A 15,960-nucleotide genomic window follows, 5' to 3' on the forward strand; every position below is an offset into this window, starting at 1 on the left:
GATCGCCCCCCTCAAAGCCGCCGATCCTTGCTCGAGGCAAGGCCTTCGCTCGGCATGTGCTGCAGAAGGTGGCCGGGCTGACGCTTGGTGCCGCTTTCGTGTCGGATACCGGCAGGTCTCTGCGGAAGCGCTGGGCTACCCGAAGCGCGCGGGCTGAATGGCCGGGCCTCAGGGTCGCCATCGTCGCTCATGCCTATTACCCGGACCTGATGAACGAGATCCTGGCCTGCCAGGCCTTGCTCCCGGCCGGAACGCCGGTCCATGTCACCGTTCCGCCGGAGCGGAGCGCGCTCCTGAGCGAGGCTGTGGTCGGCGCGCAGGACGTGTTCATTCATGAACACGACAATCGCGGCCGTGACATCGCTCCGTTTCTGGCCGTGCTCGGATCAGGTGCGCTCGACGGCTATGATGCCGTCCTGAAGCTGCATACCAAGCGCAGCCCGCATCTGCTGGATGGAGAGATTCGCCGCAAGCTTCTGTTCGACAAGCTCTGCGGCAACTGGAACGCGACCTGCCGGGCGCTGTCTGCCTTCAACTCCGCCGCGACGGGAATTGTCGGATGGGGCCAAAGCTGGCGGGCGACGCCATCATACTGGATGGCGAACGAGGTCCGCACGCGCGAGATCGCAAAGCGTATGCAGGCCCCTGACGAGGCTATCCGCTTGGGCTTCTTCGAAGGCACGATGTTTTGGTTTCGGCCCGCCGCGCTGGCGTCGTTGCGTGAACTCGACCTGCGGCCGGAGGATTTCGAACCGGAAGCGCGCCAACTCGACGGCACCTTGCACCACGCCGTCGAGCGCTGCTTTACGATCGCGGCCTGGACGCGGGAGTTCACGGTGCGCGATTTGAAGGGGCGCGCTCTGTGATCGTCGCGAACAAGACCAGCGACCCTCATTTCTGACTGATATGGGCGATCCAATCGCACATTCCGATCAAGGTGATTGTCTCAGGCCAGGCGACGAAGTCGAGCTGATGGCCATCGCGGCTTTGAGGATCATTTGTCCACGTCGTCCCAATTTTCCCGGCCGTCTCTCTTTACGAAAATGAAGGTTCAGGCTTATTGCGCCTTCCACGAAAACGCCCGACCTGCTGTGCCGGCTCTATCGCCACATTAAACCAAGATGAACAAGGGGATGACTCGTTGGCAGCCTATTCGAAGGAAACTGCCGCGCAGCAAGCGCGGGAATCGTATGGCTCCGACGATCGTTTGATGGCCTGAAGGCGCTCAACTATGTCTTTCGGCTCACCCGTCTTCATATTCTTCTACCTGCCGATTTTCTTCGCGATTTATTTGGCGGCGCCTGCCGGCTGGCGCAATGGGCTGCTCCGCAACGGGCTGCTCATGTTGGCGAGCCTGCTTTTTTATTGGGTTGATGCTGGAGCCCTCTGCTGGATTCTCGTGGCTTCGGTTGTCGTGAACCAAATCATCGCGGTCTACATCGCGGATACGAGCATTGAAGCACGGCGCACGGCGCTCCTTTGCGTCGGCGTCACGCTGAACCTTTTGCCGCTGATCTATTACAAATATTGGGTTTTCCTGATGCAGAGCATGCCGGCCTCTCTGGTCGGCCTCTTGAGTGGGATAGGTATCCCCGTCGAAAACATCCTGCTGCCGGCCGGCATTTCGTTCTTCACGTTCCAAGGCATCTCCTACATCGTCGACGTCTATCGCCGCGATGTGCGCCCGACACAGAGCATGGTCGATTTCGGGATGTATCACACGCTGTTTCCGCAGCTGATCGCAGGCCCCATCGTCCGCTATGCCGAGGTCCAGCACCAGATCCGCAAGCGCTGGAGCAGTCTGACGGACATCCATACGGGGATCGTGCTCTTCTGCCTCGGATTGGGGTGCAAGATCATTATCGCCGACAATGCCGGTTTCGTTGCCGACAAGGTCTTCTTATCGCCGGCCGCGACGATGACGCTCGGCGACGCTTGGCTCGGCATCGGCGCCTACACGCTGCAGATCTTCTTCGATTTCTCGGGATATTCGACGATGGCGATCGGGCTCGGCCGCATGCTGGGCTTCCGCTTTCCGCAGAATTTCGAGCAGCCCTACCGCTCGCAGAGCATCACCGAATTCTGGCGGCGATGGCATATGACGCTATCGCGCTGGTTCCGGGATTATCTCTACATCCCGCTTGGCGGCAATCGAGCCGGCCCCGCCCGCACCTATGTCAATCTCGCCATCGTGTTCGCTCTGTGCGGTCTCTGGCATGGCGCGGCCGTCACATTTCTGATCTGGGGGCTCTGGCACGGCCTGCTGCTGGTACTTGAGCGGCTGTTGCAGCACCGCTTCGGCTGGAGCCCGTCGGGCCTTGCCGGATGGGCGTTGACGCTGCTGCTCGTTATGATCGGCTGGGTTTTCTTCCGCGCGCCGACCATCGACGCTGCGCTTTCTTATCTGTCGACGATGGCTGGAGGCGGGCGCGTTGGGCTCAGCGACGCGATCTGGCTGATCATGACGCCCAACCGGATCACCTTCCTCATCGTAGGTGCCGTCATCGCGCTGTCGGCCTATAACGTCGCACGGCTCGAACTCGAGGACGGATTGGGGCGATGGCGGCTTGCCGCGATCAATGCCGGCGCGCTGGTCGTCTTCGTGTACTCGCTGTCGCTCATCGCCACGAACGGTTTCAACCCGTTCATCTATTTCCGGTTTTAGAGGGCGACGACGATGCTCATCCGCGTCAGTTTCCTGCTGATCTTCGCCGGGCTGGTTTTCGCCCCCCTCGGTCAGATGGCGACCCGTCTGCTGCCGGAGAAGCCGTTGATCGAGAACCGCGTGCTCGCCGCCTGGCCCAAAGACGTGGATATTTCCCACCGTTTCGTGCGCGGCGTCAGCGACTGGTTCAACGATAATTTCGGCCTGCGGGCTCTGCTGATCCGCATCAAGACGCAGATCGACTATTCCCTCTTCAAGACTTCGGATCGCGTCCATATCGGACATGGCGGTTGGATGTTCTACCGCAGTGTGCTCGATGTCGAGCGGCCCAATGTCGAGAACTACCTGGCCGCCAATTCCGATGTGGTGCGCGCCGGCGTTGTCGCGTTATCGGAAGCGTTCCAGCGTCACGGCATCCAGACGATCTTCGTGATCAACGAGATGGCGGATCGGTTCTATCCCGAAATGGTACCGGGTTCGGCGCTGCCGGCCAAGGAAAACCCCAGAATCCGGCAACTCGGCCGCTCGCTCGCCAATGCGGATTCGCTCTCGGTCGTCGATGCCACGGCCATCCTGCTGGACGCTGCAAAAACACGGCAGGTCTTCCACAAGACCGATTTCCATTGGAACGACACCGGCGCATTCGAGGTCGCTCAGAAGATCGTCGCGTTGGCGAGTGCTGCCGAAGGCCAGCCGGCTTCGGTCTGGAAGTATCCGCTGGCCATCTCCACGCAGAGGTTCAGCGGCGGCATTGCCACCTTCATGCCGCTCTTGCGCTCGCCTGTGGAAGACATGCTGCTGGTGAAACCGAACTGGCCGACCCCACCCGATTTTCGGCAGGACAACGCCCGCGGCATCTTCGAGTTCAGCATCCATTTCCCCAAGACGGGGCCGAGCTTGCTCAAACCGCTGACGATCCTCGGCGACAGCTTCACCGACGGATTCACGCGCTCGGGCATTTATCTCTACTTTTCGGACATGTACCGCGTGCGCTGGGACCACGTTCCGAAGCTCAGCGTGTTTGCCCGCGAATTGCCGCTGGAGACCAGGCATGTCGTCATTCAGATGATCGAGGTCCAGTTCGGGGCGCTGCTGGCCTTTGCCGACAAGGCCGACATCGCTCTTGCCGTCAAGACGATCGACGAGCGCTTCGGGGCACCGAAGTAGCGCATCTGGGTCAAAGGCCGTCGCGGGTCAAAGGCTCTCGAGCGTCACCTTCATGTTCGGCAGGCCCATCAACCCCCTGTGCCCATGCCGGGCATAGGACTTGAAGACGAACGCGTCATTGACCCAGTGATGTTGAACATGCGCAACCTGAGTGCCATCGGCGACAGCAACGCAGACGCTATAGTCGCCATTTAGAAGATACGGCATCTGGAAGGCGAACCGTGCGCGGGCGACCTGGCCGGCTACGACCGGTCGATGATCGTGTTCATATGCGAGGTAGGTGTTCTCACCCATGAGATTCTGCCCGAGCCGATCGCGGATGTAAAATCCAATGAGGGGTTGAGCCATGTCCGCGAGCGCTTTTACGAGCACGACCAGCGTGACGTTCTCTCCGCCCTCGACACCGCGTAGAACCTTGCCGTCGGCGTCCAGCAGCACGACGTTGCGGATTTCCGCCCCGCCGGCGCCAAAGGACGAAGATCCCTCATGTAACGGATAGGAGACCTCGCCGATGGTCTCGATCGCGTAGTCTATCCCCGCTCCCTGCGCGTCCGCTTGGATCGGTCCCTTCTTCATAGCCGACTGCGGACCTTGCATCGTCTCGTAGAGCTTGGCGAGGTAGGCGTCGGACACGTCCTTGGGCGTGCCGTCCTGCACCATCGTGCCGCCGTCGAGCCAGATCGCACGATCGCAGAGGGACAGGACGGCGGAGCTGTCATGGCTGACGAAGAGCAACGTACCCTGCTGCGCGAAATCGCGCAGAAAGCGCATGCACTTCTGAACGAAGAAGGCGTCCCCGACCGCGAGCGCTTCGTCGATAATGAGAATGTCGGCATCGACATGAGCCACCACGGCGAAGGCCAGCCGCACCGACATGCCGCTCGAATATGTCTTGACCGGCTGGTCGATGAAATCGCCCAGGCCCGCGAATTCGGCGATCGCGGGAAACCGCGCCTCGATCTCTGCATCGGTTAATCCAAGGATCGAGGCATTGAGGTGGACGTTCTCGCGGCCGGTGAACTCCGGATTGAAACCCGCCCCCAATTCGAGCAGCGCCGCGATCCTGCCACGGGTCTGGATATGCCCGACCGTGGGGGTCAGCGTGCCGCAGATCATCTGCAGCAAGGTCGATTTTCCAGCGCCGTTGCGCCCAATGATACCGACGGTCTCGCCGCGCCGGATCTCGAAGTCGACATTGCGGAGCGCCCAGAATTCACGGAAATACTTCGGGATCGGCCGGCCCAGAAGCTGCGCCGTACGGCCGAAGACGGCCTGTTTCAGCCGGTCCTCGGGCTTCTCGTAGACGAGGTAGCATTTGCCCGCGCCCGCGACGCTGATGGCGATCTCAGAGGACATCCGCGAACCCCTTGCGAATGCGCTGGAACCAGGCGAACCCTCCGACAGCGACGATCCAACTGACGGCAGAGTAGACCGCCAGCCCGCTCCAGGACGGCATCTTGCCCCAGATCAGCACGTCTCGAGCCTGTTCGACGGGAAAGGTGAGCGGGTTCAGGAGAACGATGGCGCGGTAGGATTCAGGGATCGCCGACAGCGGATAGAAAACCGGCGAGAGGAACAGCAGCGCCGTCACCAACAATCCGATCATCTGCCCGATATCGCGCAGAAAGACGCCCAATGCAGCCAGGAACCAGCTCAAGCCCAAGGTCAGCAACAGGAACGGAGCCAGCACCACGGGCATGAGCAGGATCGTCCAGTGGAACGGGTTGCCAGCGAGCAGCATCGCCAGGAACAGCACGATGAAACTGACGAAACTGTGGAACAGGGCCGACCCCATCGCGACGACGGGCAATATCTCGATCGGGAAAACGACCTTCTTCACAAAGGTCGCGTGACTGACGATCAGCCCCGGCGCGCGGCCGATACACTCCGCAAAGAGCCCTTGCACGATCAGGCCGACGAAGAGCACGACTGCGAAGCTGACCCCCGCCACCTCGTTCTGCGCTGCCCAGCGCGCCTTGAACACGACCGAAAACACGAACGTGTAAATGACCAGCATCGCCATCGGTTGAACGAGCGACCAGGATAAACCGCCGATCGAGCCACGATAACGCCCCACAATCTCCCGTCGCACGAATCTGCGGATCAGTTGACGGTGGGTCCAAGCATTCGTCACGGGAGCAAGAAACGGCAATCTTCTCCAAAACCGATCGGCCATCCGCGTCGCAATCCATGTTTCCAGTCAAGCGTCGCACCGAGGCGCCTGTCGGCATGTCGGCCCGTATCGAGGCTCGGCGTGGCATGGCAGGTAACCCGCGCAAGTCCGGCGGCGCGGGCGAACGCTTAAGCGCTATTGCACGACCAGTCCAGCCTCGGGCCGATCAGCGGCCCGCGCCCGGCGGCTGGCGCAGATAGCGCGCAATCGCCCGGCTCGGCTCCGCATTGATATCATAGGCCAGCGCCGAGAGCAGAAACTGAAGGCCGATCGTGACGTTGATCGCCGACATCATGATGATGCCGAGTGCCGTCGGCTCGCCGGTCGCGAAGGCCCTGACCAGATAGGTCGAGCCGAGCACGACACCGAAACCGAACATCAGGACGCCGAAAAGCGTCCAGATCGTCGCGATGTTGAAGTCGCGCAGGACGTACTGATAGAAGAACCGCGAGCAGAAATTCGTAAGGTGCTTGCGAAAGAAGGGCAGGAGCACCTTCCGGGCGCTCAGATTGCTGACCTCGTCACCATAACGGGCCGGAATCGGCACGTCGACGATGACCGCACGGATCAGGCCGAGTTGGAAGATCATATCGGATTCGAAGAAGAAGCGGCGATCGATCTTGTCGAAGTCGAGCATGTTGACGACCTTCGCGTCGAGACAAGTATAGCCGTTGGTTGGATCCATTAATTTCCAGTAGCCAGACGACATTTTGTTCAAAAATGATAGCATGGCATTGCCGAAGATTCTTATCTTAGGCATCTGGTTGAGGAAACTCGGCGCATGAAAGCGATTTCCTTTAGCGTAGTCAGCGTCCTTTAGTATGACCGGGGCGATCAGCTCGTTGAGATGCAGAGGGTCCATCTGATCATCGCCATCCATCTTGACCAGGATGTCGTAGTTTTCGGCGGCGGCCTTGTAGCCGGTCATCATCGCGCCGCCGACACCTTGGTTGACCTCGTGGAAAATCACCGTGACGTTCTGGCCGCTAAATTCTTTCGCAATTATTTGACCGCTGTTTTGCGGGCATTTATCGTCGACCACAAAGATATGGTCTACTCGATCCTTCAAATTGCGTACCACAGTTTCAATGTGTGCCGCGACTTTGAAACAGGGGATTATGACTGCAACGGTCGGGCGCGTGTACTGCTCTTGAATTGTCGCGGGTTGAGAAGCCTCGGTCGCGCCCTGGAATTTATCTTGTGTCATTCATCTCATCCCTGTCAGTCGCTCCGACTGAACACATTGATCGATCTTGAACAATTTGGCGCCTGGAACACCTAGGTTCAGGACAAAACCTCAACGTCATTGGCCAACCCGCCAACGCCATCTCGCAGCATTCGGGTGCGATGGGCGCTGTCATGAAGAGCGCCTGTCATAACGTATCCTGCGTCTCCCGGACCAGAACAACGTCACGACTTTCCGGGACCAAACCCCTGCCTCCGGTTCGCATTGGTCGATCGAATATCTCGAACTCAACGCGCTTTGAAAGTCGCCCCGATCTATTTCTGAAGGCACAGGACAAAAACGCCGCCGCAAGTGTTGGACGCGATGCCGTGGTATGCCGACTGGATCAGTCGCCAAAAGGCCCTCGAAAAACCGATGGCCTTCGCGCGCGCAAGCACGTCCCAGCCTGGAAGTTCGAAAACCAGCGAACCTTCTTCGCTCATCGGATTGCCGTGCCACTCCGGTTCGGTCACGTGGACAAGCCGGCCGTTTTCCAGGCGCGCCTTAACGATCGAATCATGCTGGCCGAACAGGAACGGGCACGTCCCGACATGCCAACCCCCGGGCTTCAGAACGCGGAAAATCTCTGACAAGGCCCGATCGATGCCCGGCACATGTTCAAGGACTTCCGTGGTCAGGACAGCGTCGAAGGCGTCGGACGCGAGGGACAGGGCGGTTAAATCCTCGCTGTTGATCGGATAGAGCCAGTCCTTGACATGATGGTTTGACGCATATTCGGAGCCGATATACTTGGCAAAGCGACCCCTTAGGAGGAATGCGAGTTCGGTGATTGCTTCCGGCCCGTAGATCTTGGATTCGTAGCGGTCGAGGTTTGGTACACACTGAGACATGGCCAGAAGAGCGGCGCGATGGCGTGAGATCAGGCCGCCCGCCAGCCCCGACTCCCGGTAGTTGTCCGGGTTCCAATCGATCTCATCGGGAGCAAAGCGCCTTCCCGTCAGTGGCTCGACGATGCCGTTGGCCTTAGACCACTGCCTGATCGAGTCCGTGATCGCGTCGTCGAAGAAGCGCGGATTCGCAGCCCTCCAGGCAAGCCATTGGTCCAGGCTGCTGAAATCCACTTCCGTCGTGCTGCTCTCGGCGCTCGAGCTGGTCATCGGGACTTCCTAAACATGTTCGGTTTGCGGTCAATGATCTGAAACACGGCCGCGTGATCTCGCCACCTTGTCCAAATGGGCTCTAAGATCCCCATACGAAGCGGTAGCCGGAATTCCTGAGTCGGTCGCCCCGATAGACCCATGCCATTCCAAAGCCGCGATAGCGGACCACGAAATCCGGCGGAATGGTCGGAAAGGTCGTCAGCAATCCACCGACGACCAACTGCCGGTTCAAGACATAATATGTTCCGGGACTGGGCGACCAGGCATCATCGGCAAAGAAGCCGCCGCCGTGCTGTTTCACGCCCAATCGCGAGCCGGGAAACCACCTGCCATTATAGACCGACCAGATGCCGATATCCGCGCAGGCCACACCTGCTAGAGAGCCCTGCCTTGCGCATTCCCTGTCAAGAAACTTGCCTGCGAGGATCGTTTCCTCGCCCCACCCGGTCCAAGAGAAATTGAGGTGACCCGCGACGGGGCGATCTGCCTCAGGGTAGTCGATCGTTACAGGCCTGAATGCTGCGTAGAGTGGGCGGAATGGAGCGATCTCCGCGATGATCAATGCAAGGCCGACAGGCAGCGCCAACGAAATCCAGCGGCGCTTGTGCACGAGCGGCAGCCAGACGCTGACGATCCGGATCACCATCACGATCGCGGCCAGAACGATCGGCAGGTTGAGATAGCGGTTGAAGGTCGGCGTATTGAGGAGAGCCAGCAGCCCCGGTGTCACTACGGCTATCGCGAAGATCAGGTCAAAGAAGGGTGCCGCACGCGGCCGCCATGCCAGCCTCAAAGCCGTCGCTCCCGCGGCGGCGATCAACGCGGTGGGAAATGCCGCGACGAAAACGCCGTAGGCGAAGCCGATCGCTGCCACGCGGTGTGCTGTCGCGCTGGATGTCCCGAAATGCAGTTGCACCCCGTTCATCACGCCGATGCTCATCACCGACGGGTCGAGAGGAACAAGCGGCGCCCAGAACGGCGTGACGAAAACCAACCCTAAGACACCGACGATCACGATGAGCAGCATACCAATCGGGAAAACATATGCCGATGATAGCCGAAGCCCGCGCGGGATCGCGATGCGGTGGGGCCAAGCTGCGACCACGATCGCCGCAGCAAGCGGCAGCAAGGTGAACGTCAGTGCTGCTGCGACCCACGCGTATAGGAAGCGGGCGGCAGGGTCGGCAAGTGCGTTGCCGATGCCGAAGACGAAGCGCAGCGGTGCATAGATCCAGACGGTCAGCAGCTCCATGAAAAGCGGCAGAGTCTTGAGGAGAGTCTGCAGCGCCGGCTCTCCCAGCAGACTGATCGCGGCGATGCCGTAGGAAACTAGGCTTACGACAAGCGCCAGAGCCATTGCTTTTACCGTCGACAGCGCGGCGGTCGCTGCCGGCCGATGCCGCTCGGCGCTGCCCTCGATAACCCCGACGACGAAACACAGCACCAACAGGATCAACGACGCGTTGAGCTTCTCTTGAGCGGCGAGTGCCGCCACCAATAGGCCCAGCCGTAACAACCGCGGCTTTGCTTCGAAATGGCCCCGTGCGACGAGCAGGACACCCGTGATGCTGCCGAAAAGCGAGATCGAATCATAGTTCAGCGTCTTCAGGGCGAGATTGTCGACCGGCAGCAGCAGCAAGACGCCGGCCAGCGCCAGACCGAGCCAAACACGATCCCGCTCCTGCCCTGGGGCCAACGCCAGAAGATTGCCGATCATGCAGGCGATCAGCCCGATTCCCACCAGCCAGTGAATTGCCTTCAGCAAGGCATCTATCCTGGCGGCCGGAACCGACAGCAACTGGAGCGCCCGTGTGACGGGGATCCAGATCAAGTTGGCAGTATGGGATGCACCTTGCGACCAGTTTGACGCGATATTGCGGTCAGCAGGACTCCGCAGAACTTCGCCGAATGCCGTTTCATCCAGCGTCATGAACTGCGTCACTTCGCTGACCGAAAGCAGGAGCGCCAGCGCGATGGTGAGGCAACACAGCAAGACCTCGGGCCTGGTCCACACATCCTCCCGGGCGACGCTTGCGGACGCGGGGGCGATGCGAGCGCGACGAGCGATAAGGACAGCCGCCAGTATCACGAGCAGCGCGAGCGCTGTCTCGAAAGGATTGATCTCAGTCAGGAACTTCACCGGGCGCTGCCAAGGTCGGTCAGTCGCGGCGTCGGCGTCGCCGCTCGATGCGAAGCGGAGTCGTGCACAGCACTATGCGCCAGCCCGCCTGTTTCCGACGGCCATGACATCTGTCGAGCCGTAGTTGTCATGAAGTGCCCCTGGTCCCGCCCGTTCTCAAGACGCTCTGATAGACACTCGCACTGGCCATTGGCAATGCAGCAGCGGTGTGAGCCGGTGTGTCGATCCAAGAGGTGCGGATGCAGATGTTTTCAACGATGGTCGGCCGCGCTTAAACAGTCTGGGCGAGACGAAATGCGGTTTTTGCGCTACGCGATCCCGATAGACGCAAGCAGGCGCGGGATGCACCGATGAACTTCAAAAGCCGCTGGCACAACGCGTGCTCAGACACCATAGGCACGGACATGTTTTGGCGGATCGCCGTAGACCACCGATCTTTGGCCGATGAATTGCTGCCGCTCATTCAGACCTACACCAGAGGCATCGTGCTCGACGCTGGAGCAGGGCGGATGGCTTGGCGCTCCAGCTTGCGGCCCTTGGCTACCGAATATCTATCCACGGACTATATCGTCGAGCATACGGATTTGACCTTCTGCGCGGACCTTCAAGGGGCGGTTCCCCTGCCGGATAAGTCCGTCGATACGATTTTTTGCTGCTCGGTGCTGGAACATACCCCCGAGCCCTGGCGTGTGCTTCCCGAGCTTCACAGAATCCTGCGCCCAGGAGGGCACATCATCCTGTCGGTCCCTTTCATGTATTATTTGCATGGCTGGCCGCATGACTATTTCCGCTTTACGCGCTTCGGCTTGACCCGGTTAGCAGAACAAGCTGGGCTGCGGGTCGTTCGCCAGATCAATGGTGGGGGCTTCGTGCGCATGGCGTGCCAAACGGTTTCTATGGCGGTCACCGCTATGATGTGGACGCCATCCGCGCCGTGGCTTTCGACAATCCCGACTAGCTTGCTCTATCGGGTTGGTCGGCTGTTCGATCGCCTCGATCGCAATGGTTTGTTTTCGCAAAATATACACGTCGTTCTCACTCGCGACTGATAGAAAGCCCCATAGGCAGGTTCTATCAAAAAATGAGTGGTGCGATTTGCCGATTAATCGACGGGCGGTAACTGTCTTGCCAAGAATATCTCTATTTGTTGCAGGGTTGAAAGGTCTGAATCTTCTTCGGGGCCTGATCGTCGATGCGGAAATTGGCGCCGTGTGTTCATATGCGAGTAAGGGTACACTTTGCAATTCGTATGAAGAAATCCAAAATTTATGTAAACTACATGCCATCCCATTTGCGAGCAGGGATCAATTTCAACCAGATTCGCTTGATGGATCGGATTTGATCTTCTGCGCAGGCTGGCAATTCATCATGCACGAGATCGATTCGCGCTTCATCGTTTTTCACGACTCTCTGCTGCCGAGATACCGGGGCTTTGCGCCGACCGTCGCAGCGCTCATTGTCGGCGACACAAGGATTGGCGTCTCTGCGTTCCGGCCGGAGCCTGGCGTCGATACCGGCGCAATAATTGACCAGGAGCCGCTCGATATCGCCTACCCCGCCACGATCCGCGAGGTCTACCAGCAGCTCGGCGGCGCCTATGCCAATCTGGCGAGGCGGCTGCTAGCGCAAGCAGAACGGCATCCGCTCGCGGGCGTCGCGCAAGTCGACGCCCTAGCGACCTATTCGCTCTGGCGCGACGAGGACGACTACGCCATCGATTGGACCCAGTCGTCGACCCAGATCCGCCGCTTCATCGATGCGGTCGGCTGGCCTTATCTTGGCGCAAAGACTCGATATCTCGGTGAAGAGATCCGGATCGGCCAGGCCGAGCCCCTGCCGGACCTCACATTCGTCAACCGACAGGCCGGCAAGCTGTGGTCAATCGGACCGACACGATCGACGGCCGAGGTCGTTTGCGGCGATGGTGTGCTGCGCATTGCAGAGGCCAAATTCGCCGATGGGCGTCCTGTGCTTTTCACGTCATTGCGACAGCGTCTCGGGCGATAAGGCGCCTTTTACGGCCTCAGGACGCGCTTGACGACGTCGGCGACGATATCCACGTCCTCGCCGAGGCCGATCCAGAGCGGCAGTCGCACAAGTCGCCCGCTGAGATCGTCTGTCTTGGCAAGATCGCCGACGGCACGGCCGAAACGTCTACCAGCAGGCGCGCTGTGCAGCGGAATGTAATGGAAGACGGCGTTGATTCCCTCGGCGCGCAACGCCTTGATCAGCCCATCCCGCTTCGCCTGATCGGGCAGGAGCAGGTAGTAGATATGGCCGTTGGCGACGACATCATCCGGAACAATGGGTCGGCGCAATATGCCCTGCTGTTCCAGTTCCGCAAAATGCGCGTGATAGCGATTCCATAGTGAGAGCCTCTGGGCAGTCAGGTCCTGGGCAATTTCCAGCTGCGACCAGAGGAAGGCGCTGATGATCTCACTCGGCAGGTAGCTCGAGCCCAGGTCGACCCACGTGTACTTCTGGATCTCGCCACGCGCGAAAGCAGTCCGATTCGTTCCTTTTTCCCGAATGATCTCAGCCTTCTCAATGATGTCGGGATCGTTGATCAACAAGGCGCCTCCCTCGCCCGCGATGATGTTTTTGGTTTCGTGGAAACTGAGCGCGGCGGTCTGTCCGATTGAGCCGAGCGGCCGGCCCTTGTAGCTGGACAGGATTGCCTGAGCCGCGTCCTCGATCACCGACAATCCATGACGGCGCGCGATATCCATGATGGGATCCATCTCGCAGGCGACACCGGCGTAGTGCACCACCATGATCGCGCGTGTCCTTGGGGTGATCGCGGCCTCGATCAAACGCTCGTCGATGTTGAGTGTGTCTTCGCGAATGTCGACAAAAACCGGCACCGCGCCACGCAGCACCATCGCGTTCGCCGACGAGCTGAAGGTGAACGAGGGCATGATGACCTCATCCCCCGGCTGAAGACCGGTTAGGATCGCTGCCATATCCAGCGCGGACGTGCCGGAGGTCGTGAGAAGCGCCTTGCGGATCCCGAGATGGCTCTCAAGCCATTCATGGCACTGTCGTGTAAAACGGCCATCTCCCGAAAGATGCCCCTCCTCGCATGCATCGGTCAGATGCTTGATGGCCCTGGCGCCCGCCAGCGGGCGATTGAACGGAATCCTGTATGCCATCATCCTGCTACCGTTGCCTCGACACAGCTGCCAACCATTCAGCGTCCCCGGCTCGTCGACATATCTACTGTCACGCCGGTGGCCGAGATTTGGCCGGACAATGTCGCAAAGAGGCGCGCAGCGCCAGTGGGGAGAAGCAGGTGTGACAGCCGGGCCCAATGCCTGGCTCGCACGATTTGACACGATCAGGCCCGTTCTCCAGAAGGTGCAGCCGGCATCGCAGCCAATCACTCGTGTCGAGAGCCCACGCCCATGGCCATCGAAAAGCCCGCCTCGCGAAGGGGGCTGCGCAGTTGGAGCCAAGCGCGTTTCCAGCTGACTTTTCTCGTCGCAGCTACCGTGTTCGCGTTTTTCTACTATCGGGACGCCTACAGGCTAGGCTTCGACTGGGGCGATATGGGGTCCTATGCCCTGTATGTCCGCGAGCTGACACTCGGTGCGAAATTTGGCGATGCCGTTGGATATGGGCCGCTCTGGTACTTTTTGGGCGTCGGCGTATTCCGCGTTTGGGGCGTCGACTTCGACGCCTTGCTGGCAGTGTTCCAGCTGATCATCTTTGCATCTGCAGTCTTGATCTGGCTGGCGACACGCGAGGCGACCGGCAGCGCGGTTGCGTCCGCTGCCGTCTTTCTGTGCGTATTATGCGTTCCACCCTTCCACGCATCGACGATGCGGATGCTCAGCCTGGCCCTGTTTGCCTATCCGCTGATCTGTCTTGCGAAAGCTGGCGCCGGACGGGAATTACGGCCTCTCATCGCGACTTCGGCAGCCATCGGCCTGAATTTCGCGATGCGGCCTGATTTCGGCTACCTCTACAGTGCAGCGCTCGGGCTATTGTTGCTCGTGCGCGCCTGCCAGCTTCAAGGCGAACAGGGCAGAACACTTGGTCTTCCCGGACGCCTAGGGTCTTTGCTGCGCAGCATCGGCATCAGCGCGGCTGTGATCCTGCTAAGTTTGGCGCCAGTTGTGGTCCACGCGGCGCTAAAAGGCTATCTGGCGGCGTTCCTGTCAGACCTGCTCAGCTACCCGGCGCGCCTGCTGTTCTTTCTGCGTCAGTCCGGCGGCGTAGGGGATCTGCTCCAGGACTCGTCGACCGCCGCCACCTTCCTCCGAATCCTTCCGGTTTCTGCGCTGGTAACGGGCACATTCTCTGAACAGATTTTTGCGTTCCTGATCCATTCGACCATAGCAGTCACGGTCCTGTGTTGCATCGCGCTGCTCTATCAAGTGGCCGTTGCCCGGACGCTCGCGGCGACGGAGACGCGCCTTCGCCTGGCGGTCGTGATGGTCGCGGTGCTCCAGTGGCCTGGGTTCGCTCTCTTCCGACCAGACTGGATTCACTTCATCAGTTTTATGCACGCCTACCTGATCCTCGCGGGCTGTGTCGCGGTTTGGCTCACACGCGATTTGCCGAGGGCATCGACAACAGAAAGGGCAATCAGGACAGCAGGCATTGTCGTGGTCTTGGCCCAGATGGGTCTATTTGTGGGTTACGGCGTATTCATCGACCCCAATGGATGGGGGGCCAAGCAGTCCCGGCGTGATGCGATTTTTACAGCCCGTTACGGCATCTCTCAACGGGTCTCGCGCGACGAAAAGCAGCTATTCGACAACCTGTCGGATTTGATCGAGCGGAACTCGAAGGACAGAGACAGGATCGTCTGTGTGCCATATTGCGCCGGGTTCGCCTTTATGACGGACCGCCGGATCCTGTTTCGGGAGCACTATGTCGATGATGGCACGCCGCTGCTCTACCCAGGTTGGATCGACCGTGCGCTGGCCCTCACACAAGAGGTTCGCCCGCCCATCGTGATCGTGCTGGACTGGGCTCCGAACGGTTCGCAGGCCTCGCGTTTCGACATTTGGGCAGCGCGCTACATGGACTATGTGCGGCAGACCTACGCCCGTGCCGTGCCGATCGGCATTGGTACGGCCTGGCTTCGGGACCCGGCGGCGCCGATGCAGGAACGCCTCGAGACCGTCTTGGCGTATGGCCCCGAGCGTGCAACGCAAGGCGAGCCATTCAACGTTCAGCCAGGGGGCGAATCGGCCTTGTGGATCAAGCTGTCGGTTCCTGCGGGTATCGGCGCAACGATCGTGTTTGACGATCTTCCCCTCAAGACGGTAGCGGATGGAGCGGTGGTCACCGCGCTCGTGCCAGCTGAGCGGCTGTCCAAGCCGGGTCGCCACTGGCTGAAGGTCGTGAACACCGCCACAGGTCTCACGACCTCGCCTGTGCCGTTCGACGTCGTGGCTGGCCAACGCTGACACGGAGGCTTTGAGGGCATCAGATGCTGATAAACGTCCCGGCCGACCG

12 protein-coding genes are annotated in these 15,960 nt (G+C 60.1%); 6 read left to right on the forward strand and 6 right to left on the reverse strand.

Going from position 1 to position 15,960, the window contains the following annotated elements:
• Window positions 1-98 precede the first annotated feature (98 nt).
• From J2Y55_RS25735 to J2Y55_RS25745, 3 genes are all read left to right on the forward strand, one after another.
• Entirely contained in the window at window positions 99-866 is a 768-nt protein-coding gene (locus tag J2Y55_RS25735) for a rhamnan synthesis F family protein (RefSeq protein WP_310159351.1), read from the forward strand.
• A gap of 365 nt (window positions 867-1,231) precedes the next feature.
• Entirely contained in the window at window positions 1,232-2,665 is a 1,434-nt protein-coding gene (locus J2Y55_RS25740; RefSeq protein WP_310159180.1) for an MBOAT family O-acyltransferase, read from the forward strand.
• 12 nt (window positions 2,666-2,677) lie between these two features.
• On the forward strand, window positions 2,678-3,832 hold the full coding sequence (locus tag J2Y55_RS25745) for an alginate O-acetyltransferase AlgX-related protein (RefSeq protein WP_310159181.1): 1,155 nt from the start codon (window positions 2,678-2,680) through the stop codon (window positions 3,830-3,832).
• Between the two features lie 27 nt (window positions 3,833-3,859).
• Here J2Y55_RS25745 and J2Y55_RS25750 read toward each other — a convergent pair whose 3' ends face one another.
• The 5 genes from J2Y55_RS25750 to J2Y55_RS25770 all read right to left on the reverse strand — a co-directional run bounded on the left by J2Y55_RS25750 (window position 3,860) and on the right by J2Y55_RS25770 (window position 10,491).
• Window positions 3,860-5,188: an ABC transporter ATP-binding protein gene (locus J2Y55_RS25750; protein WP_310159182.1), complete on the reverse strand. Its 1,329-nt coding sequence runs from the start codon at window positions 5,186-5,188 to the stop codon at window positions 3,860-3,862.
• Window positions 5,178-6,008: an ABC transporter permease gene (locus J2Y55_RS25755; protein ID WP_310159183.1), complete on the reverse strand. Its 831-nt coding sequence runs from the start codon at window positions 6,006-6,008 to the stop codon at window positions 5,178-5,180. The genes J2Y55_RS25750 and J2Y55_RS25755 overlap by 11 nt, the downstream gene beginning before the upstream one ends.
• A gap of 163 nt (window positions 6,009-6,171) precedes the next feature.
• Window positions 6,172-7,212, reverse strand: coding sequence for a glycosyltransferase family 2 protein (locus J2Y55_RS25760; RefSeq protein WP_310159184.1), 1,041 nt, complete (start codon window positions 7,210-7,212; stop codon window positions 6,172-6,174).
• 293 nt (window positions 7,213-7,505) lie between these two features.
• On the reverse strand, window positions 7,506-8,348 hold the full coding sequence (locus J2Y55_RS25765; RefSeq protein ID WP_310159185.1) for a class I SAM-dependent methyltransferase: 843 nt from the start codon (window positions 8,346-8,348) through the stop codon (window positions 7,506-7,508).
• 82 nt (window positions 8,349-8,430) lie between these two features.
• Window positions 8,431-10,491 (reverse strand): hypothetical protein, encoded by a 2,061-nt coding sequence (locus J2Y55_RS25770; RefSeq protein ID WP_310159186.1) that lies wholly within the window; start codon window positions 10,489-10,491, stop codon window positions 8,431-8,433.
• 350 nt (window positions 10,492-10,841) lie between these two features.
• Here J2Y55_RS25770 and J2Y55_RS25775 point away from each other — a divergent pair, with 350 nt between their 5' ends.
• Both J2Y55_RS25775 and J2Y55_RS30165 read left to right on the forward strand, forming a co-directional pair.
• The gene (locus tag J2Y55_RS25775; RefSeq protein ID WP_310159187.1) at window positions 10,842-11,540 is read left to right on the forward strand and encodes a methyltransferase domain-containing protein; all 699 of its coding nucleotides are present in this window, start codon (window positions 10,842-10,844) and stop codon (window positions 11,538-11,540) included.
• Between the two features lie 319 nt (window positions 11,541-11,859).
• Complete coding sequence (locus J2Y55_RS30165; RefSeq protein ID WP_404979040.1) at window positions 11,860-12,498, forward strand: methionyl-tRNA formyltransferase; 639 nt, start codon at window positions 11,860-11,862, stop codon at window positions 12,496-12,498.
• Window positions 12,499-12,506: 8 nt separating this feature from the next.
• On the opposite strand, the gene rffA is transcribed toward J2Y55_RS30165, so the two are convergent.
• Window positions 12,507-13,643 (reverse strand): dTDP-4-amino-4,6-dideoxygalactose transaminase, encoded by a 1,137-nt coding sequence (gene rffA / locus J2Y55_RS25785; protein ID WP_310159189.1) that lies wholly within the window; start codon window positions 13,641-13,643, stop codon window positions 12,507-12,509.
• Between the two features lie 252 nt (window positions 13,644-13,895).
• Between rffA and J2Y55_RS25790 the strand changes: the two genes are divergently transcribed.
• Window positions 13,896-15,911, forward strand: a complete 2,016-nt coding sequence (locus J2Y55_RS25790; protein WP_310159190.1) for a hypothetical protein — start codon at window positions 13,896-13,898, stop codon at window positions 15,909-15,911.
• The last annotated feature ends 49 nt before the right edge of the window (window positions 15,912-15,960 follow it).

It is taken from the genome of Allobosea sp. BE125, from assembly GCF_031456075.1.
In the GTDB taxonomy this organism is placed as follows: Bacteria; Pseudomonadota; Alphaproteobacteria; order Rhizobiales; family Beijerinckiaceae; genus Allobosea.

Excerpts from the sequence above, each read along its gene's own strand:
- J2Y55_RS25775 (WP_310159187.1), top strand. The coding sequence starts at position 10,842 with ATGAACTTCAAAAGCCGCTGGCACAACGCGTGCTCAGACACCATAGGC.
- J2Y55_RS25755 (WP_310159183.1), bottom strand. The coding sequence starts at position 6,008 with ATGGCCGATCGGTTTTGGAGAAGATTGCCGTTTCTTGCTCCCGTGACG.
- J2Y55_RS25745 (WP_310159181.1), top strand. The coding sequence starts at position 2,678 with ATGCTCATCCGCGTCAGTTTCCTGCTGATCTTCGCCGGGCTGGTTTTC.
- J2Y55_RS25765 (WP_310159185.1), bottom strand. The coding sequence starts at position 8,348 with ATGACCAGCTCGAGCGCCGAGAGCAGCACGACGGAAGTGGATTTCAGC.
- J2Y55_RS25760 (WP_310159184.1), bottom strand. The coding sequence starts at position 7,212 with ATGACACAAGATAAATTCCAGGGCGCGACCGAGGCTTCTCAACCCGCG.
- J2Y55_RS25750 (WP_310159182.1), bottom strand. The coding sequence starts at position 5,188 with ATGTCCTCTGAGATCGCCATCAGCGTCGCGGGCGCGGGCAAATGCTAC.
- J2Y55_RS30165 (WP_404979040.1), top strand. The coding sequence starts at position 11,860 with ATGCACGAGATCGATTCGCGCTTCATCGTTTTTCACGACTCTCTGCTG.
- rffA (WP_310159189.1), bottom strand. The coding sequence starts at position 13,643 with ATGGCATACAGGATTCCGTTCAATCGCCCGCTGGCGGGCGCCAGGGCC.
- J2Y55_RS25740 (WP_310159180.1), top strand. The coding sequence starts at position 1,232 with ATGTCTTTCGGCTCACCCGTCTTCATATTCTTCTACCTGCCGATTTTC.
- J2Y55_RS25790 (WP_310159190.1), top strand. The coding sequence starts at position 13,896 with ATGGCCATCGAAAAGCCCGCCTCGCGAAGGGGGCTGCGCAGTTGGAGC.